The organism is Halapricum desulfuricans (assembly GCF_017094525.1).
GTDB classification, from domain to species: Archaea; Halobacteriota; Halobacteria; order Halobacteriales; family Haloarculaceae; genus Halapricum; species Halapricum desulfuricans.
Genome location: NZ_CP064788.1, coordinates 2,634,399 through 2,654,480, shown reverse-complemented (window position 1 = coordinate 2,654,480; position 20,082 = coordinate 2,634,399). Strand labels below are relative to the sequence as shown.

Annotated in this window: 24 protein-coding genes; 15 read left to right on the top strand and 9 right to left on the bottom strand. The window is 66.6% G+C overall.

What is annotated here, in order from left to right; all coding sequences use genetic code 11:
- Positions 1 to 27 precede the first annotated feature (27 nt).
- The 5 genes from thsB to HSR122_RS13585 all read left to right on the top strand — a co-directional run bounded on the left by thsB (position 28) and on the right by HSR122_RS13585 (position 5,501).
- Positions 28 to 1,692 carry a thermosome subunit beta gene (gene thsB, locus HSR122_RS13605; RefSeq protein ID WP_394355529.1) on the top strand — a complete coding sequence of 555 codons (1,665 nt, stop codon included), beginning with the start codon at positions 28 to 30 and terminating at the stop codon, positions 1,690 to 1,692.
- A 273-nt stretch (positions 1,693 to 1,965) separates the two neighbouring features.
- Complete coding sequence (gene lysA, locus HSR122_RS13600) at positions 1,966 to 3,213, top strand: diaminopimelate decarboxylase (protein WP_229110346.1); 1,248 nt, start codon at positions 1,966 to 1,968, stop codon at positions 3,211 to 3,213.
- Complete coding sequence (dapF, locus tag HSR122_RS13595; protein WP_229110345.1) at positions 3,210 to 4,073, top strand: diaminopimelate epimerase; 864 nt, start codon at positions 3,210 to 3,212, stop codon at positions 4,071 to 4,073. Before lysA ends, dapF begins: the two co-directional genes overlap by 4 nt.
- The gene (locus HSR122_RS13590) at positions 4,070 to 5,149 is read left to right on the top strand and encodes a M20 family metallopeptidase (protein WP_229110344.1); all 1,080 of its coding nucleotides are present in this window, start codon (positions 4,070 to 4,072) and stop codon (positions 5,147 to 5,149) included. The genes dapF and HSR122_RS13590 overlap by 4 nt, the downstream gene beginning before the upstream one ends.
- Positions 5,150 to 5,231: 82 nt before the next feature.
- Positions 5,232 to 5,501, top strand: a complete 270-nt coding sequence (locus HSR122_RS13585; protein ID WP_229110343.1) for a hypothetical protein — start codon at positions 5,232 to 5,234, stop codon at positions 5,499 to 5,501.
- Between the two features lie 29 nt (positions 5,502 to 5,530).
- On the opposite strand, the gene HSR122_RS13580 is transcribed toward HSR122_RS13585, so the two are convergent.
- Entirely contained in the window at positions 5,531 to 6,787 is a 1,257-nt protein-coding gene (locus HSR122_RS13580) for an MFS transporter (RefSeq protein ID WP_229112219.1), read from the bottom strand.
- 72 nt (positions 6,788 to 6,859) lie between these two features.
- Positions 6,860 to 7,855, bottom strand: a complete 996-nt coding sequence (locus HSR122_RS13575; protein WP_229110342.1) for a PrsW family intramembrane metalloprotease — start codon at positions 7,853 to 7,855, stop codon at positions 6,860 to 6,862.
- A 113-nt stretch (positions 7,856 to 7,968) separates the two neighbouring features.
- Between HSR122_RS13575 and pdxT the strand changes: the two genes are divergently transcribed.
- Positions 7,969 to 8,547, top strand: a complete 579-nt coding sequence (gene pdxT, locus HSR122_RS13570; protein ID WP_229110341.1) for a pyridoxal 5'-phosphate synthase glutaminase subunit PdxT — start codon at positions 7,969 to 7,971, stop codon at positions 8,545 to 8,547.
- A gap of 64 nt (positions 8,548 to 8,611) precedes the next feature.
- Positions 8,612 to 8,902, top strand: coding sequence for a phosphoribosyl-ATP diphosphatase (gene hisE, locus HSR122_RS13565; RefSeq protein WP_229110340.1), 291 nt, complete (start codon positions 8,612 to 8,614; stop codon positions 8,900 to 8,902).
- Between the two features lie 41 nt (positions 8,903 to 8,943).
- Here the strand turns inward: hisE and HSR122_RS13560 are convergent, their stop codons facing one another.
- Positions 8,944 to 9,360, bottom strand: coding sequence for a CoA-binding protein (locus HSR122_RS13560; protein WP_229110339.1), 417 nt, complete (start codon positions 9,358 to 9,360; stop codon positions 8,944 to 8,946).
- 185 nt (positions 9,361 to 9,545) lie between these two features.
- Between HSR122_RS13560 and HSR122_RS13555 the strand changes: the two genes are divergently transcribed.
- Positions 9,546 to 10,361, top strand: a complete 816-nt coding sequence (locus HSR122_RS13555) for a DUF6159 family protein (RefSeq protein WP_229110338.1) — start codon at positions 9,546 to 9,548, stop codon at positions 10,359 to 10,361.
- A 99-nt stretch (positions 10,362 to 10,460) separates the two neighbouring features.
- Here the strand turns inward: HSR122_RS13555 and HSR122_RS14930 are convergent, their stop codons facing one another.
- Together HSR122_RS14930 and HSR122_RS13545 are read right to left on the bottom strand one after the other, a co-directional pair.
- Positions 10,461 to 10,703 carry a type II toxin-antitoxin system HicA family toxin gene (locus HSR122_RS14930; protein WP_394355528.1) on the bottom strand — a complete coding sequence of 81 codons (243 nt, stop codon included), beginning with the start codon at positions 10,701 to 10,703 and terminating at the stop codon, positions 10,461 to 10,463.
- A gap of 2 nt (positions 10,704 to 10,705) precedes the next feature.
- On the bottom strand, positions 10,706 to 10,987 hold the full coding sequence (locus HSR122_RS13545; RefSeq protein ID WP_229110337.1) for a type II toxin-antitoxin system HicB family antitoxin: 282 nt from the start codon (positions 10,985 to 10,987) through the stop codon (positions 10,706 to 10,708).
- 282 nt (positions 10,988 to 11,269) lie between these two features.
- On the opposite strand from HSR122_RS13545, the gene thiE reads away from it, so the two are divergent.
- The 5 genes from thiE to HSR122_RS13520 all read left to right on the top strand — a co-directional run bounded on the left by thiE (position 11,270) and on the right by HSR122_RS13520 (position 14,654).
- Positions 11,270 to 11,911 carry a thiamine phosphate synthase gene (gene thiE, locus HSR122_RS13540; RefSeq protein ID WP_229110336.1) on the top strand — a complete coding sequence of 214 codons (642 nt, stop codon included), beginning with the start codon at positions 11,270 to 11,272 and terminating at the stop codon, positions 11,909 to 11,911.
- Between the two features lie 32 nt (positions 11,912 to 11,943).
- Positions 11,944 to 12,786 carry an RAD55 family ATPase gene (locus tag HSR122_RS13535; protein WP_229110335.1) on the top strand — a complete coding sequence of 281 codons (843 nt, stop codon included), beginning with the start codon at positions 11,944 to 11,946 and terminating at the stop codon, positions 12,784 to 12,786.
- A gap of 102 nt (positions 12,787 to 12,888) precedes the next feature.
- Entirely contained in the window at positions 12,889 to 13,788 is a 900-nt protein-coding gene (locus tag HSR122_RS13530; RefSeq protein ID WP_229110334.1) for a hypothetical protein, read from the top strand.
- Positions 13,785 to 14,294, top strand: coding sequence for a hypothetical protein (locus tag HSR122_RS13525; RefSeq protein WP_229110333.1), 510 nt, complete (start codon positions 13,785 to 13,787; stop codon positions 14,292 to 14,294). The genes HSR122_RS13530 and HSR122_RS13525 overlap by 4 nt, the downstream gene beginning before the upstream one ends.
- A gap of 36 nt (positions 14,295 to 14,330) precedes the next feature.
- Positions 14,331 to 14,654, top strand: a complete 324-nt coding sequence (locus tag HSR122_RS13520; protein ID WP_229110332.1) for a transcription factor S — start codon at positions 14,331 to 14,333, stop codon at positions 14,652 to 14,654.
- 19 nt (positions 14,655 to 14,673) lie between these two features.
- Here HSR122_RS13520 and HSR122_RS13515 read toward each other — a convergent pair whose 3' ends face one another.
- The 4 genes from HSR122_RS13515 to HSR122_RS13500 form a co-directional block, all read right to left on the bottom strand.
- Positions 14,674 to 15,255, bottom strand: coding sequence for a magnesium transporter (locus HSR122_RS13515; protein ID WP_394355574.1), 582 nt, complete (start codon positions 15,253 to 15,255; stop codon positions 14,674 to 14,676).
- Between the two features lie 2 nt (positions 15,256 to 15,257).
- On the bottom strand, positions 15,258 to 15,827 hold the full coding sequence (locus tag HSR122_RS13510; protein ID WP_229110330.1) for a magnesium transporter: 570 nt from the start codon (positions 15,825 to 15,827) through the stop codon (positions 15,258 to 15,260).
- Positions 15,828 to 16,345: 518 nt separating this feature from the next.
- Positions 16,346 to 17,218 (bottom strand): CheF family chemotaxis protein, encoded by an 873-nt coding sequence (locus HSR122_RS13505; protein WP_229110329.1) that lies wholly within the window; start codon positions 17,216 to 17,218, stop codon positions 16,346 to 16,348.
- A gap of 54 nt (positions 17,219 to 17,272) precedes the next feature.
- On the bottom strand, positions 17,273 to 17,881 hold the full coding sequence (locus tag HSR122_RS13500; protein ID WP_229110328.1) for an MBL fold metallo-hydrolase: 609 nt from the start codon (positions 17,879 to 17,881) through the stop codon (positions 17,273 to 17,275).
- Between the two features lie 81 nt (positions 17,882 to 17,962).
- Between HSR122_RS13500 and HSR122_RS13495 the strand changes: the two genes are divergently transcribed.
- Positions 17,963 to 19,138, top strand: coding sequence for an NAD-dependent epimerase/dehydratase family protein (locus tag HSR122_RS13495; protein WP_229110327.1), 1,176 nt, complete (start codon positions 17,963 to 17,965; stop codon positions 19,136 to 19,138).
- A 1-nt stretch (position 19,139) separates the two neighbouring features.
- Positions 19,140 to 20,078 (top strand): NAD-dependent epimerase/dehydratase family protein, encoded by a 939-nt coding sequence (locus tag HSR122_RS13490; RefSeq protein ID WP_229110326.1) that lies wholly within the window; start codon positions 19,140 to 19,142, stop codon positions 20,076 to 20,078.
- Positions 20,079 to 20,082 lie beyond the last annotated feature (4 nt).

Genomic DNA, 20,082 nt, shown 5'->3' with positions numbered 1-20,082 from the left:
AGAACCACATTCAATCCACGACTGAGTATGAGTCAGCGAATGCAGGGACAGCCCATGGTCATTCTGGGCGAGGATTCTCAGCGGATGCAGGACAAGGACGCACAGAGCCACAACATCTCCGCGGCCCGGGCGGTCGCGGAGTCGGTACGCTCGACGCTCGGTCCGAAGGGGATGGACAAGATGCTCGTCTCCTCGACGGGCGACGTCACGGTCACCAACGACGGCGTGACCATCCTCCGGGAGATGGACATCGACAACCCGACGGCGGAGATGATCGTTGAGGTCGCCGAGACCCAGGAAGACGAGGCGGGCGACGGCACGACCTCGGCCGTCTCGATCTCGGGCGAGTTGCTGAAAAACGCCGAGGACCTGCTCGAACAGGACATCCACCCCTCGACGGTCATCAAGGGCTTCGACATGGCCGCCAAGGAGGCCCGAAGCCAGATCGACGACGTGGCTGAGGAAGTCAGCGTCGATGACCGGGAAGTCCTCAAGCAGGTCGCCGAGACGGCGATGACCGGCAAGGGCGCGGAGCAGAACAAGGATCTGCTCGGCGAGCTGATCGTCGACGCCGTCGAGAACGTCACGGTCGAAGCCGAGGACGGCTCCTCGGTCGTCGATCTGGAGTTCCTGGATATCACGACCGAGGCCAGCGGAACCGCCGCGGACTCGGAACTCGTCGAGGGCGTCCTCCTCACGGAGGATCCGGTCCACGAGGACATGCCGACCGACTTCGAGGACGCCGAGGTCCTCCTGATGGACACGGCACTGGAGATCGAAGAGGCCAACGCCGACGCCCAGCTGAGCGTCGACGACCCGTCCCAGCTCCAGCAGTTCGTCGAACAGGAGGAACAGCAGCTCGAGGAGATGGTCGAGACGATCGCCGACGCCGGCGTCGACGTGGTCTTCTGTCAGAAGAACATCGACGACATGGTCCAGCACATGCTGGCCAAGGAGGGAATCCTCGCGGTCAAGCGAGCGAAGAAGTCCGACATCGAGTTCATGCGCGAGGTCCTCGATGCGAACATCGTCTCCGATCTGGACAACTTCTCCGGGGCGGATCTGGGATCGGGCGACGTCACCTACGACGCCGACAACGAGTGGTTCGTCGTCGAGGGCGACAACTCCCACGGCGTGACGCTGCTGCTGCGCGGGTCGACCGACCACGTGGTCGACGAACTCGAGCGCGGCGTCAACGACGCGCTGGACGTCGTCGCCGCGGCGGTCGCGGACGGGCTCGTGCTCGCCGGCGGCGGTGCCGTCGAGGTCGAACTCGCGAGCCGGCTGCGCGACTACGCCGACGGCATCAGCGGCCGCGAACAGCTCGCCATCGAGGCCTTCGCGGACTCGCTTGAACTGATCCCGCGAGTGCTGGCGGCGAACGCCGGCCTCGATTCGATCGACACGCTGGTCGAACTCCGCTCCGCCCACGAGGACGGCGACCAGAACGCCGGGCTGAACGTCTTCACCGGCGATATCGAAGACACCTACGAGGCGGGCGTCGTCGAGACGGCCCACGCCAAGTCGCAGGCGCTGTCCTCGGCCGCCGAGGCCGCCAACCTCGTGCTGAAGATCGACGACATCATCGCTGCCGGCGACCTGTCGACGTCCGGCGGCGACGAGGAAGGCGCTGGCGGACCCGGCGCCGGCGGCATGGGCGGTATGGGCGGCGGCATGGGCGGCATGATGTAGGAGAACCGTCGGGAGCTCTCCGGGCGGGCCGCCGGCCCCTCATCAGCCGTCGTACGGACGAGATCAGTGCCCGCCGGGCGCGTCTGTCGTACTTTTCGAGATATCCGGCTGTGATCGTTTCACAGCGTAAATAGCGGTAAACAGGGCGATACCCCCCACAGTCGCGTTCGCGACGTCAGACGGTTTCTATCTCCACCGACAGTTCTCTTTGCAGATCTCTGACGGCGGGTCAGGATAGTCACTATGATTTGCGGCCGGATCGAACGACCCGTAATGACCACCGAGGGACCACCGATCCGCCGCCTGGCCGACTGGGACGCGGCCACGCTGCGCGATCTCGCCGACGGACACGGGACGCCGCTCTACGTTCTCGACCAGCGACGCGTTCGGGAGAACGTCGCCAACCTCCGAGCCGCTTTTCACGAGGAGTCGATCAGCTACGCCGTCAAGGCCAACACCGTCCGCGCGACGCTTGAAACGATCGCAGAGACGGGGATCGGCGCGGAGTGTGCCTCTGCCGGCGAACTCCAGCGTGCGGTCGACGCCGGCTTCGACCGGCTCCGATACACTGCGGTCAACCCGCCCGCCGGGGATCTCGATCACGTCGTCGACCTCGCTGCGGATCCGCCCCGGGACCTCGATCTGGTGATCACCGTCGGCGCGGCCGACGCCTTCGAGGCGCTCGCCGAGCGGGGCTACGACGGCCCGCTGGCGATCCGGGTCAACCCGGGCGTCGGTGCGGGCCACCACGCCAAGGTCACGACCGGCGACGCCCCGAAGTTCGGCGTCCCGTACGATCGCGTCTCCGAACTCGCGAGCGAGATCGTCAGTCGGGGGTTCGACCTCGTCGGCCTGCACGCCCACGCCGGCAGCGGGATCCACGAGGCGTCGGATCTGGCGGCCCACCGCGAACTCGTCTCTCGAATGGGCGAGTTGGCACGCGAGCTCGATCACGACCTCGACTTTCTCAATGTCGGCGGCGGACTGGGCATCCCCTACCGACCGACAGACGAACCGCTGGATCTCGACAGCGTGGCGGCGGCGACCCGCGAGGCGGTCGGCGAACTGGACGCTCGACTGGGGATCGAACCCGGCCGGTACGTCGTCGCCGACGCAGGTGTCCTTCTGACGACGGTCAACACCGTCAAGCCGACGCCCGAGACGACGGTCGTCGGCGTCGACGCGGGCATGACGACGCTGTTGCGCCCGGCGATGTACGACGCATACCACGAGATCCGGACGCTGGCACCCGACGCCGACGAGCGCGAGTCGGTCACGGCGACGGTCGCCGGCCCGATCTGTGAGACCGCCGACGTTCTGGGCCGCGGCCGCGAGCTGCCGGGCCCGGAACGGGGCGACGTGCTGACGATCGGCAACGCCGGCGCGTACGGCTACGAGATGGCCTCGAACTACAACTCCCGGCCCCGTCCGGCCGTCGTTTCCCTCGACGGAGGCGAGTCGCGGCTCGCCGTCGAACGCGAAACCCTTTCGGAGCTGACCCGACTAGAGATCGAGCAATGATCACCGTCGAGAAGTACCACGGCACTGGCAACGACTTCGTCGTGGTCGAGGCCGACGCCCCTATCGAAGATAGAGCGTCCTTTACCCGTCGACTCGCCGATCGGGAGACGGGCCTCGACCACCCGGACGGCGAGCGAGTCGGTGCCGATGGCGTCCTGTTTCTGAAGCTGGACGCCAGCACCGCGCCGACGCGCGTCGAGATGACGCTCGTCCAGCCCGACGGCTCGGTCGCCGAGATGTGTGGCAACGGTGCCCGAGTCGTCGCGACGTGGGCGGCCGGCCGGACCGGCGACCGCGAGTTCGTCATCGACACGCCGGCCGGCGAGTACCCCGCCGAAGTCGGGCAGGAGGGCGTCGCCGTCGAGATGGGTGAACCGACGTTCGATCCCGACGCCGTGCCGACGACCCTCGACGAACCGCTGATCGAGCGCGAGACCGAGGGCCTGACCGTTACGGCGGTCAATACGGGCGTCCCCCACGCCGTCGCGTTCGTCGAAGACGTCGCGGAGATCGATCTCGAAGCGATCGCCCCGCCGGTGCGCCACGCCGCGGTGTTCCCCGAGGGCGCGAACGTCACGGTCGCCTCCGAGCGGACGGACGGTTCGGTGTTCGGCTACGACCAGCGCACATTCGAGCGCGGCGTCGAGGGCGAGACGCGTTCCTGTGGGACCGGCGCGGTCGCGATCGTCGCTGCTGCCCACGAACTCGGTCGCGTCGAGACCGACCAGTCCGTCCCCGTTCATCCGCCTGGCGGGCGGCTGGTCGTCACGCGCACTGCCGACGGGGCGATCTTGCAGGGCCCGGTCGAGCGCGAGTTCGAGACGACCGTACCGGCCGACGGAGCGGTCGCCGAACGATGACCTTCGACCTCGAGGTCTTCCACGAGCGGGCCGTGCAGACCCCGTCTCACGAGTCGGTCGCCGAGATGCGAACGCTGCTGGTCGAGACGCTGGCAGAGGAGGGGATCGATCCGACCGTCGACGACGCCGGGAACGTGCTGGCGACCCGCGTGGGGAACGAGGACGGCCCCCGTCTCGTGCTCAACACCCACATCGACACGGTCCCGCCGCATATTCCCTACGGGCGCGACGGCGAGGTCGTCACCGGTCGCGGGTCCTGTGACGCGAAGGGGCCGCTTGCCGCGCTGCTCGCGGCCTTCCTGGCTGTCGACCCGAAACGGGGGTCGGTGACCCTCGCGATCACGCCGGACGAGGAGGTCCACTCGACGGGCGCGGCCGCGCTGCGGGGGCGGTTCGACGCTGACGGTTTCATCGTCGGCGAGCCAACGGGGCTGGACGTCTGTACGGCTGCTCGCGGTCGCTTCGAGGGGACGATCACGATCACGGGCACGAGCGCGCACGCGGCCGAGCCCGAAAGCGGCGACAACGCTATCGCCGCTGCCGGACCGATCCTCGACGGGGTGGCGACCTACGACGAGGGCTGCGGGCCCGGCGAGCACGAGCAACTGGGTCGGCCGTCGCTCGTGCCGACGCTGATCGAGGGCGGCGAGGCCCCGAACCAGATCCCCGCCGTATGTACCGTCACGTTCGATCGTCGGAGCGTCCCGCCCGAGACGGCCGATGGGTTCCGGTCGGGGCTGTCCGAGTGGCTCCGCCGGCGACTGCCCGAGGGCGTGGACCTCTCGGTCGCGCTCAGCGATCGCGACACCCCGTTTTTGGAGGCGTTCGCGACCGATCCCGACGACCCGCTCGCCGAGACGCTCGCGGCCGAAAGCGGCGGCGCGGTGCGGCCGTTCGGGGCCGCGACCGAGGCCTCGTATTTCGCCCAGGAAGCGCCGACGGTCGTGTTCGGGCCGGGCGTGCTGGCCGACGAGGAGGGTGCCGTCGCCCACAGCGACCGGGAGTACGTCCGTCTGCCGGAGGTACACGCCGCCGCCGAGGCCGTCACCGGGACGCTCGAAGCGATGCTCCGGTGAACGGGCTACTCCCGACGGGAAACCCAAACAGCCACTGTACTTTCCCGAAGTGATTTTGATCGGGTGGTCGAAGCGGTACCCGATGCCATCCTCGACGCCGTTCATCGACAGGGAAACCGGGACGTTCGACTTCGAACAGATCTGGCGGGAAGCCTATCCGATCCTGGGACTGGTCTTGCTGTTCGGGATCCTGGGGTTGCTCCCGCTGTATCTCGGCGCGGCCGTCACCGCGGCGACCGGGTTCTCGTCGCTGATCGGGACAGCACTGACGTGGCTCGGACAGCTCATTCTCGCCGTCGGGTCGGGGATCGTGCTCATGTACGTCATCGTACGCGCGATCCAGCTGGCCTAAGCGAGCCCGCGTCTCATCGGCGATCGCCATCACCGGGCAGCAGATGCGGGCAGCGTCTCCTCGACCTGACTGTAGACGAGCGCGAGCGCGAGCGCGCTCAGGACCGCGCCGAAGAAAAACGGCGTCCCGAAGCTCCCGACGTTGTACAGGACGCCGGAGGCCAGCGGTCCGACGGCGACGCCGAAGCCGAAGGCCATCGTCAGCACCGACAGCGTCGTTCCCGAGCCGCGCTCGCCGGCCAGATCGCCGGCCAGCGCCAGCGACGGCGCGAACACGAGCGCGACGGCCACGCCCTGGAGAAAGCGTGCGCCCAGCATCAGCCAGGGATCGGTGACGATCCCCTGGACGAACACCGAAGGGATCAACACGGCGAACCCGGCGACGACGAACGGGCGTCGCCCGTGACGATCGCTGGCCCGTCCGACCGGGACCTGGAACACGACGTTCGCGAGCGTCACCGCGGCGAACTGGACGCTGAAAAAGAAGGTCGACTCGTCGAGCCGCGCCCGGATCGGCCCCTCCAGCGTGGCGAACAGGGCGATCGTCGTCGCCATCAGGAACGTGCCGACTCCGAGGACGAACACCGAGTCGAGACCCCGCCCGTCGGGATCTCGGATCGCAATCGAGAGGTCCTTGCTCGCGGCGTCGGCCGCTTCCGGCGGGTCCTCGATGAACAGCACGACCAGCGCCACACTCACGACCGCGCCGAGGGCGGCCACGGCGAAGGCGGCGTCGAACCCGGAGACTGCGAGTCCGGACAGATCGTAGGTGACGACGCCCTCGGCGGCGAGCCCACCGGTGACGACGATCCCGGCGACGATCGGCCCGGAGCCGAACCCGAGCAAGCGGAGCGTGTTGTAGACGCCGAAGTTCCCCCCGCGTTCGCTGTCGCTTTCGGCGTAGTCGTTGATCAGCGCGACCGTCGCCGGGACGGTGAAGGCGGCGCCGATCCCCTGAATCGCCCGCGCCAGCAGTACCGTCCAGTAGGATCCAGCGAACGGATAGGCCGCGCTCCCGATTCCGAACAGGGCAAGTCCGCCGAGGACGAACGCCCGCCGGCGGCCGAGTCGATCGGACCAGCGACCGGTAAAGGGCTGGCCGAAACTGTTGACCAGGCCGAACAGCGAGAGGACGACCCCGATCAGCGTCTCCTTCCGAAGGACGAACCCCCCGATCCCGGCGAGCTGAATCTCGGTGCCCGCGATCCCGGCCAGCGAGATCTCGCCGCTGGCGATGTACAGCGGGAGGACGATGATCAGAAACGAGTTGCCCAGCGCGTCGGCCATCCGTGCGACCGACAGCGTCAGCACCCGCGAGTCCGTATCGAACACTGTCGAATCACCCACCACGTGTGACCGTCACGGTTCGAACTCCGTCGGCTCCGATCTCGGGGCCGGTCGGTCGTGGACGAGCCGGTAGGCCCGGCGGTAGGCCCGCAGTTTCCAGACGAGTACGAGCCCGAACACGCCGTCGAAGACGACGACGAACAGGACGAACCCGCCGAACCAGCCGAGTCCCGTCACGGTCGCCAGCAGCTCCGGGACGAACTGTGCGAGCGTGTTGTATCCGCCGTGGATGACCGACGCGATCATCAATCCCTTGATCACGATCGGACCGGCGTTTTCGGGGTTGAACTTCGCCAGCCCGAGGTAGTACCCGGCGATGGCCGAGTAGATGACGTGGCCGGGCCCGGCCAGCGCGCGGACGACTGAGGTCCCGCCGCCGATGGCAAGCGAGTTCGTGCTTGCCGCGGCGACGTTCTGGGTGATGTACAGCGCGTTCTCGATGGTCGCAAAGCCGAGTCCCGCGACCGCGCCGTACACCGCGCCGTCGATCACGGCGTCGAAGCGGTCGTCGCGGAACGGATACAGCCGGACGGCGAGTAACTTGACCCCCTCTTCGACCGGACCGACGACCAGAAAGAAAAACGCCGCGAGCCCGAGGTCGATCCCGGCCTCGAGGAACACGGCCGGGACCGTCGCGTTGAGCACGCCGGCGAACCCGGCGACGAGCACGCCGAGCAGGAACGTGCCGACCAGCAGCGACAGCGGCTCCTGTGTCGTCACGTCCGCGTACCAGACGAACGCGGCGAGTCCGAGCGCCGGCACGGCAGAAAGCGCCGTCAGCACGCCGATCCAGGGGTCGGCCAGTCCGCCGAGCGTCCCGAGGGCGATCTCCGCCAGCAGGATGAACAGCGCGAGCAGGACGACGAACGCCCGCGCCGCGATCAGCAGCGCCTGATAGATGAACACGGAGACGGCGTCCAGAACCGTCCGCTGGTCCCAGTCGGCGATGTCGTGGAGGTCGAGCGAGCCGTCGTTGCGCGCCTGCACCGGATCCCGACGACTGTCCATATCGGGTTCTCGAACTCCCAGTACCTAATACTCCCGGCGACCAGCATCGCAGTCCCGACGTGTTCGGGCTCCGGAACGAGAGGCTTTTCGCGGTCGATCAGCTACCGCCGGTGATGAGTCTCACAGCCGGTGTCGTCGCCGTCCAGGGCGACGTCAGCGAACACGCCGCGGCGATCGAGTCGGCGGCCGCCGCCCACGGCGAGTCCGCCGAGGTCGTCGAGATCCGCGAGTCGGGGATCGTCCCCGAATGTGATCTGCTTTCGATCCCGGGCGGCGAATCGACGACGATCTCGCGGCTGCTCGCCCGCGAGGGGATCGACGAGGAGGTCAAAGCCCACGTCGCCGAGGGCAAGCCCCTGCTGGCGACCTGTGCGGGCCTGATCGTCGCCTCGAGCGACGCCAACGACGACCGCGTCGAGACGCTGGATCTGCTGGACGTGAGCGTCCAGCGCAACGCCTTCGGCCGCCAGAGGGACAGCTTCGAGGCCGACCTCGACGTCGATGGTCTCACAGAGCCGTTCCACGCCGTGTTCATCCGCGCGCCCGTCATCGACGAGGTCGGTGACGCCGAAGTGCTGGCCTCCTGGGACGGTCGCCCCGTGGCGGTCCGGGACGGCCCGGTCCTCGGGACCTCGTTCCATCCCGAACTCACGGGCGACTCGCGGGTCCACGATCTGGCATTCTTCGAGTGAGCGCGATCTTCGCGGTCACTGTCGAGTAGCGACCTTTTTGCTTCCCGGCCGCTTCGCCCCGAGTATGACCGACGCTGACGTGCTCGACGAGGTGTTCGAGGTCATCGAGGACCGCAAGGAGACTCTGCCCGAGGACTCCTACACTGCGTCGCTGTTCACCCACGAGAAAGGCGAGAACGCCGTGCTGGAGAAACTGGGCGAGGAGATGACCGAACTCGTGCTGGCCGCCAAAGATGACGAGCGCGAGGAGATCGCCCACGAGGCGGCCGACATCGTCTATCACATGCTGGTGTTGCTCTCGATGAAGGACATGGACCTTGCCGACCTGCGATCGGAACTGGAAGATCGGCGGTAATCGTACTGCCGGTTATCGACTCCGACCGACTCCGGGGTGATTCACGTGGATTCGACTAGCCGTCGATGTTCCGGTTCCATACACCGGTCCTGGACGACGCGCAGGCCGGCCGCTTCCGCTCTGGCAACGGCCTCGTCGTCGTGAATACCGAGCTGGAGCCAGACGACCTTGCGGTCGTCACGGGCGAGGGCTTTGTCGACGATCCCGGCGACTTCGGGACTCGGTCGAAACACGTCCACGATATCGACTTCCTCCTCGACGTCGGCGAGGGAGTCGTAGGCGGGCCGTCCAAGAACCTCGTCTGCAGTGGGATTGACCGGGATGATCTCGTAGCCCTGCGCCTGGAGGTATTTCGGGATCTCGTGGGCGTCCTTCCCGGGCGTCGATGAACACCCGACGACAGCGACCGTGTCATATTCCAGTATATTTCGGATGTCTGCGTCTGTCTCGACGGGCATATAATCTATACGGCGTCACCTGCGAAAAGGTCGTCGTCGGTCCGATGGTCCGGCTGTGATTCTCGGACGCCTGTCGCTACCGTTCTGATTGCAGCAGGCCGATCAGGTACTTTTAACATCGGGTCTCGTGTACCACTCGGGCGACCATGTTCGGGGTCTTCAGACGACTGAAGATCGGGTTCGGTATGGCGCGTCGGAGCGGTCGCGTCCTGCGTGCGCATCCGAACCTCCTGATCCTGCCGTTGCTGGGTGGAATCGCGGGGATCGCGTTCGTCGCGACGCTGTTCGGCGCGCTGTACGCCGGCGGCGTCTACGATAGCGGCGGCGCGATGCTGTATGTCGCACTGTTCGTGATCTATCTCGTCGAGACGTTCGTCGCCTCCTTCTTCGCGGCGGCGCTGGTCGCGGCGACGCGAAGCGTGTTCCACGGCGACGAACCGACCGTCGCCGGCGCGATGCGACAGGCCTGGGACCACAAGTGGCCGCTGCTGGTCTGGTCGGTCATCGCGGCGGTCGTCGGCGTGATCATCCAGGCGATCGAATCACAGGACAACATCGTCGCAGAGGTCCTCGCCGGGCTGTTCGCCGTCGCGTGGTCGGTGATGACGTACTTCGTCGTTCCGGTGATCGTCTTCGAGGATACTTCGGTGACGGGGATATTCTCCGAGAGTGCGCGCACGTTCAAAGACACCTGGGGCGAGTCCATCGGCGCAATGGGCGCGATAAACCTCGTCACGTTCGCGTTCGTGCTGGTCGGCGCGTTGCTCGGCGTCGTCACCTTCCTCGTCGTCCCGTCGGGGATCGGCGTCGCCGCCGCGGTCGTCGTCGGACTCAGCGGGATCGTCCTCGGGTTGTTGATCGGCAAGTCCCTGACCGGCATCGCCAAGACCGCGCTGTACGTCTACGCGACCGAACAGACCGCACCCGAGTTCTTCGAGGATATGGACTTCTCCGGACTCGGCGGAGACCGCGGGTCGAGCAGTGTCGGCGGCCGGATCTAGTGGTACTTCAAGCCTCGACTTGCGAGTCCACGCCCTCGGTTACTCGCGAGAAGGTGGTTGTTTTGATATAACGGCCGTACAATACTTCGCAATTCCGCCTCAGAGAATGTCGTCGATCCAGTCACACCATCGCTGGAAGTCGTCGGCACCGCATTGATTAGCGATGTTTCGGAGCGTGTCGCCGCTGATTTCTTTGCCCATTGGGATCGTAACATTTCGGACTTCCCCGGTCTCTGGATGGATATACCGGAGTTTGAGGTGACTGCCAGCTCGGTCAACTGGCTGGTATCCCATCTCAGTGAGCGCGTTCACGAGTTCTCGAGACGAATACGGGGCAGGCACAGTTACTCAGAAAACCACGGTGCATCAGGTACCTGGGGTTCGTCCGGGACTGTATCCGGGTCGATCCCGAGGTCGTGTAGATCGGCGTCTGTTACCGGGTCCCCGATCTCTCCCCTGTGCAGTGCGACTGCCTCGTCCAGATTGGCGAGCGCCTCAGACCGTGTCTCGCCCTGACTTGCCACGCCCACCCCTTCGTCGATTGCTGACCACCGGCCGTCTTCCTCTTCGACGAGGCGAATCTCTCGCCGTTCCGAATCCGAATTCCCGGTGTCAGCTCGTGCCATATTCTTCAGTACTTGACCGAACGTGAAAACGCTTCGGTAGTCTGGTGACTGCTGATACTGCCGGCTGTAAGTTCGTAAAGATATTCGCCACCCCGGAGTGGCGAATTCCTTCAGTTTGTTACAGCCGGCAGTACGAATGTCGCCCTCTGTCTTGCACCCCTCAAAATACATGCATGCTAATCGATAGGTGGGGGATTCGATTGCGGGACTTCGAACTCCACAGTTGATGCGCCACTAGATCCGATCGCAAGACCCACTTCCGTCCCGCCAGTAGCACGGTCAATGACCGACTGGGACGTGTATCTCGTCACGCAGGCCGGCCGTTCGGAGGGACGGGAAACGAGAGCGATCGTTCGCAAGGCGATCGAGGGCGGCGTCGACATCGTCCAGTTGCGCGAGAAGGGCGTGCCCGCCCGTGACCGCTATCACCTCGGGCGCGAACTGCGCGCGCTGACGCGCGACGCCGGTGTGCCGCTGATCGTCAACGATCGGGTCGACATCGCGCAGGCGATCGACGCCGACGGCGTTCATCTGGGCGATGAGGATCTGCCGGTTCGGGTCGCGCGGGAGTTGCTGGGCGAGGAGGCGATCGTCGGCCGATCGGTGTCGTTCGTCGAGGACGCCCGCGAGGCCGAGCGGTTCGGCGCGGACTACCTGGGCGTCGGGGCGATCTACCCGACCGATTCGAAAGACGATATCGACGACGACGAGTACGCGATCGGGCTCGAGCGCCTCGAAGCGATCTGCGAGGCGGTCGACATCCCGGTTGTCGGGATCGGTGGCGTCGACGCCGACAACGCCGGTGACGTCGCGGCGGCGGGTGCCGACGGCGTGGCGGTCATCTCCGCGATCACCGGCGCGGCCGATCCGGCGGCCGCGACGCGCGAGCTGGGTGAGGCTGTCCGCGCCGGACGATCGCCGTAACGCACAAGCGGACGGCCCCGAAACTGGGTTGTATGGTCCGCATTCCGTTCGGGATCCGCCAGCTCGATACGACGATCGACGGCGGTGCCCCGCCGGGGAGCGTCGTGCTGCTCTCGGGGGAGGCCGGGGCCGGCGCTCGCGAGTTCATGTACACCAGTCCGCTGATCACCGGGCTCGCGACGGCCGATCCGGAACTGTTCGACCTGTACTACGGCGATTTGCCGGCGGCCGCTGAACTTCCTGAAGCGGTGCATTATATCTCGCTGACCGCGAGCGAAGCGCAGTTCCGCGAGGAGGCCAGCCGCGCCTTCGAGTCGGAACTGTTCGAGACGGGGATGGAGGCGGTCGAGTATCACGACCTCTCGACAACGTACTTCCACGTCAGCCCCGTCCCTCGCCAGTGGTACGCCGATCGGGCCCCCTCGATCAAGGACATCCGGACGCGCGACGACCGCGAGGAACTGCTGACGGTCCTGGGCGACCTGCTGAGCGATCACGCCGCGAACAACCTGGTCGTGATCGACTCGCTGACCGACCTGATCACCGCTATCGGCGACCGCGCGGACATCGAGTGGGCCGATGTCACGTTCTTCCTGAAGGGCCTGCAGAAGGTCGCCCACGACTGGGGCGGGCTCATCCTGACGTATCTCAATTTCGAGACGATCTCCGAGGAGCGCAACGGGCAGCTCGTCGACGCCGCCGACGGGACGCTCAAATTCGAGTGGGCCAGCGGCGGCAGCACGCTCGCCCGGACGATGGTGGTCAAGCAGTTCCGCGGCGTGTTGAGCCAGCTCGAATCGGAGGACATCGTCCGCTTCGAGACGGAGTTCACCGACGCCGGCTTCGACATCAGCGACGTCCGGAAGATCCGTTGATCCCGTACCGGCCTCGACAGCGGTGACGCCGGCACATCCGCCAGATTCGATCCTGAAAATCCGTGGGGAACCCTTAACTACGCGCTGCCCGATATCCGGGTGATGGCGGGCGAGTCACAGGAGAGCACGGATCTGACGGTTTCGCTGCCGCCGGAACTGGAGTCGTGGCTCGACCAGCACGCCGCCGAACGCGATCTGGACCGTGAAACCGTTCTCGTCCAGTTGCTCGCGTCCTACCGCGAACTCGCCGAACACGACGGCGAGGCGTTCGACGCCGAACTCCTCGAACCGGCGGTCAGATCCGTCGTCGCCGACCGGCTCCCCGATATCACCGAGGCCGTCCAGTCACAGCTTGAGGACGGCTCGCCCGACGATGGGAATCGGCTCGAAGCCCGGGTCGAGGCCCTCGAAGCGGACTTCCAGGACAAGCTCGACGACGTCCGCCAGCGCGTCATCCAGGTCAAACGCGAGGCCGACGCGAAAGCGCCCGCCGATCACACCCACGACCGGCTAGACACGCTCGTCGATCGCCTCGACGCCGTCGAGTCCCGGATCGAGCGGGTCGACGGCGAACTCGACCGCGTCGAGACCCTCGAAGACGAACTGCGGGGACACCTCGAGGACACCGCCGCGAGCGACGACGTGGCCGCGCTGGCGGAAGACCTCGAGGACGCCCGCGAGAAGCTCCGGACGGTCGCCTGGGTCGTCCGGGACCTCCGCGAGAGCGGCGACGGAACGACCGTCGACGCGATCAAACGCGAGGCGGCCGAACACGACGTCCGTCGCGCCCGGTGTGAGAACTGCGGTGAGGGCGTCGAGATCGGGCTGTTGACTGAGCCGTCCTGCCCGCACTGCTCGGCCGCGCTCGACGGGTTCGAGCCCTCGGGCCGGATCTTCGGGCTCGGCAGCGCCACGCTCACCGCCGCCTCGGGGATCGGTTCCGGGGCCGACGAGACGGGCGACGCCGTCGACGGTATCGACACGGGGGTTGAGCAGCCGTGAGCGAGGATCCGACCGACGACGTCGACCCCTTCGACGGCCTCGCGGACGAGGTGCCCGACGAGGACCCGTTCGACGACCACCCCTTCCCGGACCGTTCTGCGGGGCAACCGGACGCCGAGGCGGATGACTTCGACCGGACAGCCGAGGCTGACGACCTTGATCGGGACATCGAGGCCGATCCGCTGGCCGATCTCGCCGGAGACGTCGAGGGTGACCCCTTCGAGAGCGGCGACTGGACGGGGAGTGGCACCGACGACTCCGTCTGGGAGGACCTCTCGACCGAGTCCGAGATCGAGACCGAGGCGGAAGACGGGCGGCGGATCTCGGCGGTCGACAAGCACCGCTTCTGTGAGGGATGTCGGCACTTCACCGAACCGCCGGAGATCGCCTGCACGCACGAGGGGACCGAGATCCTGTCGTTCCCGGACGTGGACACCGTCCGCGTCGTCGACTGTCCGATCGTCGAGGAGCGCGAACGGCTGGAACAGGGCGGCTTCGAGCAGTAGCACTTAACATCCTCTCGGCGCCAATTCCTCGCAAGGATGCAGTTCTGCGAGCAGTGCGGTTCGATGATGCACGCCGACGGCGACGTGATGGTCTGTTCATCCTGCGGGCACGAGCAGCCGCGCGACGAGGCCGCGGCCGAACAGTTCGTCTCGACGGAATCTCAGAGCACCGACGACGTCATCGAGACCGAAGAGGGCGCGAACTTCGAGGGCAAGCCCACCGCCGACGACGTCGTCTGTGAGGAGTGTGGCCACACGAAAGCCTGGTACACGATCAAACAGACCGGGTCGGCCGACGAGCCGCCGACGCGGTTTTTCAAATGCCAGGAGTGTGGCCATCGGTGGCGGGAGTATAACTGAGCCCCCGAACTTGCAACTCTCAGAACCCGAGCACGGCGGACGACACGGCGACGAACACGAGCATGCCCAGCACGTCGACGACGTTCGTGACGACCGGGATGGTGACGTCGTCGGGATCGACTCCCAGCCGGTAGGAGGCCCACGTCGCCGTAATGCTGGCCACGACGGCGATCGAGACGATGGCGAGCCCGCTGCCCAGCGCGATCGTCAGTAGTTCGAACAGCGTGACGGCCGGATCGCCGGTCAGTCGTGAGATCGTGTAGGCACCCACCGCGAGCGCGACGAAGAGTGTCAGCCCGAGCGCGTAGATCGCCGCCACGTTCGCCCACAGCGTCCGGTCGCGGACTCGCAGGTCCGCCAGCCCGAGGTGCAGCCGCGTCGAGAGGCGCGCGCTCAGGATCGCTCCGAGGTTCCCCCCGGCGGCGATCATCGTCGGGACCATGACCGCCAGGATGCCGTACTCCGCGAGCAGTCCCCGGGCGTCCTCGAGCGTGACCCCCGCGATGAGGACGATCATCGAGAGCGCGATCAACAGCGGAGCCATGTGTCGAACGATCCGGTTCGCCTGCCAGGAGCCCAGCGACTCGTTCGATCCGATCATCATCAACCGATCGCCTCCACGAGGATCGTCGCCAGGAGTAGAAACGACATCCCGAAGACGTCGCCCAGCGTCGTCACGATCGGCCCGACGAGGTTGTCGGGGTCGTACCCACGCTTGTACCCGGCGAAGATCACGACCAGCAATCCGAGGATCAGCACGACCGACGTGAGCACGCCGGCGACGAGCAGGATCGCGACGAACTCCGGAAGCGAGGCCGACTCCCAGCCCAGCAGCGCGAGCGCCGCCCACGAGAGGGTCGCGATCACGATCGACATGCTGATCGCGATGGTGAACGAGGCGAGGACGGCGTTGAGCAGCCGCTCGTCGCGCTGAAACCGCGGTTCGATCAACCCCTGATGGAGGCCGCTGGCGATCCGACCGCCCAGCGCGCCGTAGACGTTGCCCCGCGTCGCGAGAAAGACCGGCACTGCCACGAGAAGCCCCGGGAAGGTGTCGGCCTGCGAAATGACGATCTCGAGTACGAGCCCGGAGAACAGGCCCCCGACCAGCGAGATCAGCAGGACCGGCAGCGCCTCCCGGTAGATGGAGGCGAACTCCTCGGAAGCCGACATTGACGGCGTTTCTCGGAGACAGCGGTTAAATCCAGCGGGTGGTAGCGGGGCCCGTTGTCGGCCACACGCGGTCGCGAGCGATGGCCCGGCCAGTCCCTACCTGTAACAGCGCGAGAGTCCCGGCCTTCCCGTGAGGCGAGAGTGTTCCGACACTCTGTTGTCGGAACCGAGCGCCGAACAGGGCGGGCGTGAAGCGCGTCCACTCCGGGCAACCAGCGAAAAACTGAAACCCGTTGGGGCCGGAAACACCAGTAGTTACTCGGGAAAAGTGGGTGTGGTTTGGCGTTCACCCGTCATCAAAAACGCGAGCCTGCCCGAGTCAGACTCCGCCGCGAGGCGCAGTCAGGCGGATGGCACCGCCCGCACGGGCCAAGCAGATACTCAAGCACACCACTCCCTCGCGGGACTGACGGCTTGCGTGCAAACCGGAGTACCTGCAAAGGGAATCTTGCCACCGTTGGTGTCGGCTTGCCGGCCCCAAGCGCGTGGAAACCTCGGCGTTTACGCCGAGGAGGATGTCATTCGTTGACGCGTTCGAGGTACTGGTTGACGACGATCTGCCCCTTGGCGGTCAGGATGGGATTGTGTTCGCCCGACTCAACGAGCTCCTTCTCGTGGAGCGCGTGCAGAATGCGTTTGACGGTCCGGGCGTCGGCATCGACGACGCTCGACAGCGAGACGTCTGCGTCGCCGGTCGAGTACAGTGCGGCGAGCGTCTCGGTCTCGCGTTCGCTCAGCGAGAGGTCCCGCAGCGACGCCAGCACGTCCTCGTAGGTCCGTCGGAGATACCGCCCGAGCAGCGACAGTTCCCGCGAGGTCTCGGTCGCGGCGACGGTCGTCAGCGCCTGCCCGCTGTCGACGTGGGCGACGGCCACGACCGGCCGCCTGTGACCGCCGACGGACTCCTCCCTGCGGTCGAAATCGACGATCGACGAGAGCGGGACCGTGATCGGCCCGTCCTCGGTGTCGAAGACGACGCCGCCGGACCGCAGCGAGAGGAGGCCGCCGGCGAACGCCGTCTCGAGGACGCGACCCCCGACTTTCGCGGGGTGTTTGACCTGCACTGCGGTCCCGTTGAGCAGTGCCTTGAACAGCACCGTGGTGAACTTCTCGATGGTCGCTTCCTCGCCGGCCACGACGGCGGTCGTCCGGCTCGAACCGTTCCGGTAGGCGACCGTCAGCGGCGTCCCCGCCATCGGATCGATCAGCGCGGCCTCGTTGCCGCTCGCGACGTCGAAGACCTCGGTCAGCGGGATCGTCTGCCGGTCGGTTTCGCTCGCCGCCAGTATCAACTGCTCCTCGCCGAGGAGGATCCGCCCCTCGACGGGGCCGTCACGGTCGGACCCGGCGACGCTGAACCGGCCAGTGAAATCCGCGAGGACCGACGGCATCTCCCAGTTGTTCGACGATTCGCGTGTATCGACTTGAGCGTTGGGCCCCGATTCTCAGTCGGGATATTTCGGCTCGCGTTTCTCGGCCCGTTCGAGCGCGGTCTCGACGACGTCGCGGACGTCGCCGTGAAAGACCGACCCGTGGCCGGCGTACATGTGCTCGACGCTTTCGGGGAGCCGATCCAGCAGGTGACGGATGCTTTCGATCAGGCGTTCGCGGGACTGGCCGGGCCGGTCGGTCCGGCCGAAACTCCCGTACTCGAAGGCCCCGTCGTCGTGGACGACCAGGTCGCCGCTGAACAGCGAGGCCGGGCCGACCAGCGAGACGTGATCGTCGGCGTGACCCGGCGTGTAGATCACCTCGCAGTCCTCGTCGCCGACGGCTACGGTGTCCCCGTCCGCGATCGCATGCGTCCGGAGCGGGTGGTCGGCGTAGGCGTAGACATCGGGCTCGAACGCCTCGACGACGGCGTCGAGTTCGGCGACGTGATCGCCGTGCTGATGGGTGAGAACGACGGCGTCGAGGTCGTCCACGTGGGAAGCGACGACGTCGACGACACCCTCCATCGCGCCCGCGTCGACCAGCGTCGTTTGCTCGCCGACGGCCAGATACGCGTTGGCGGTGAACGTCTCCGCGTCGGCCGTGACGTTGTACACGTCCATGGACGGGGACAGGGCCGTGACGGGCTTGATACTTCGGGATGAGAAGATTTATATCCGTTACTCAGAAATTGAGTAACACTCATGTCGATCATCGTCACCGGCGGCGACGGCTACCTCGGGTGGCCGGCCGCCCTGCGTATTGCGGACCGAACCGACGACCGCGTCGTCCTCGTGGACAACTTCGCCCGACGGGAGTGGGTCGAGGAGATCGGGTCGGTCAGCGCCGTGCCGATCGCCTCGATCGACGAGCGCCTCGACGCGGCCGAGGAGGTCCTCGGGCTGAGCAACCTCTCCTTCGTCGAGGGTGATCTCACCGAGAAGTCCTTCGTCGACCAGTTGCTCGCGGTTCACGAACCCGAGGCGATCGTCCACGCCGCCGCCCAGCCCTCCGCGCCCTACAGCCAGATCAACGGCGAGCGGGCCAACTACACCCAGCACAACAACATGCAGGCGACGCGCAACCTGCTGTGGGGGCTCGAAGAACAGGACATGACCGACACGCACTTCATCGAGACGACCACGACGGGCGTCTACGGTGCCCCAGAGTTCCCCATCCCCGAGGGCGGCGCGACCATGGAGAACCAGGGCGAGCGCGACGAGGTCCCGTTCCCGGCGATGGCCGGCTCGTGGTACCACCTCACGAAGAGCCACGACGCCGCGAACCTCCGGCTGGCCAACTCGCAGTTCGACATCCCGATCAGCGACGTCCGGACCTCGATCATCTACGGGACCGAGGTCGAGGAGACCCGACAGGACCCCCGGCTGAAGACCCGCTTCGACTTCGATTACTACTTCGGCGTCGTCGCCCACCGCTTTGCTGCCCAGGCCGTCGCGGGCTATCCCGTCACGATCTACGGCAAGGGCGAGCAGCGCAAGCCGTTCGGCAGCCTTGAGGACGCCGTCGAGGGGCTCGCGCGTCTTGGAGTAATGGACCCCGACGAGCGCGAGGACGACCACGTCGTCTACAATCAGGTCACGCGACCCATCTCCATCGTCGAGGTCGGCGAGACTATCGCGGAGGTCGCCCGCGAACACGACTTCGACGTCGAGGTCGAGCACTTCGAGAACCCGCGCGACGAGGACGAGACCCACCAGATGGAGATCGAGAACGACCGCTATCTCGATCTCATTGACGGACAGGACGTCACCTTCCGGGAGGGAATCGAGGACGTCTTCGAGACGCTGACGGACTACGAGGGCCGCATCGAGTCCCACGAGGACCGGTTCCTGCCGGGCGTGCTCGAACCCGACGAGTAAGATGCACGTACTCGTCACCGGCGGCTGTGGCTACATCGGCAGCGCGCTCCTCCCGCTGTTGCAGGACGACCCGGACGTCGAGGGAGTCACGGTACTGGACTCGCTGGCCAACGGGTCGCCGCGCAACCTGCTGGAGGCCGAACTCGGCGACGGGCTGGCGTTTCGCCGTGGTGACGTCCGCGAATACGGCGACGTCGAGAGCGCGATGCGCGGGGCGGACACGGTCGTCCATCTGGCGGCGATCACCGGTGCCTCGAGCACGCACGACCGCCGCGAGGAGACCTTCGCGGTCAACCGCGACGGGACGACGAACGTGCTCACCGCCGCGGCGAAACTCGACGTCGAGAACGTGGTCTTCGCCTCCTCGTGTAACAACTACGGGCGGACGACCGAGACGAACATCGACGAGGAGACGGCGATGGACCCGCTGAATCCCTACGCCGAGACCAAGGTCGAGTCCGAGCGCGAACTGGCCGAGCGGGCCGAGACGAGCGGGTTCGACGCGACGGCCCTGCGGATGGCCACGAACTTCGGGTACGCGCCCGGGGTGCGGTTCAACCTCGTCGTCAACCTGTTCGTCTTCCGCGCGCTGACCGATCGCCCGCTGACGGTGTACGGCGACGGGACCAACTGGCGACCCTTCATCCACGTCCGGGACGCCGCCCGGGCGTTCAAACACGCCGCGGTCTCGCCCGGTGACTGGCCACGGCAGGTGTACAACGTCGGCTCAAACGAGGGCAACTACCGCATCAGCGAGATCGCCGAGGTCGTCAGCGAGGAAGTCGGTGACGTCGACATCACGTACCTCGAGGACGAACACCCCGGCCCGTCCTATCACGTCAACTTCGATCGCGTGGCCGAGACCGGCTTCGAGACCGAGTGGACGCTGCGCGATGGGGTTCGTGATCTCGCGGCGACGCTGACGGAACGACAGCGATAACCGC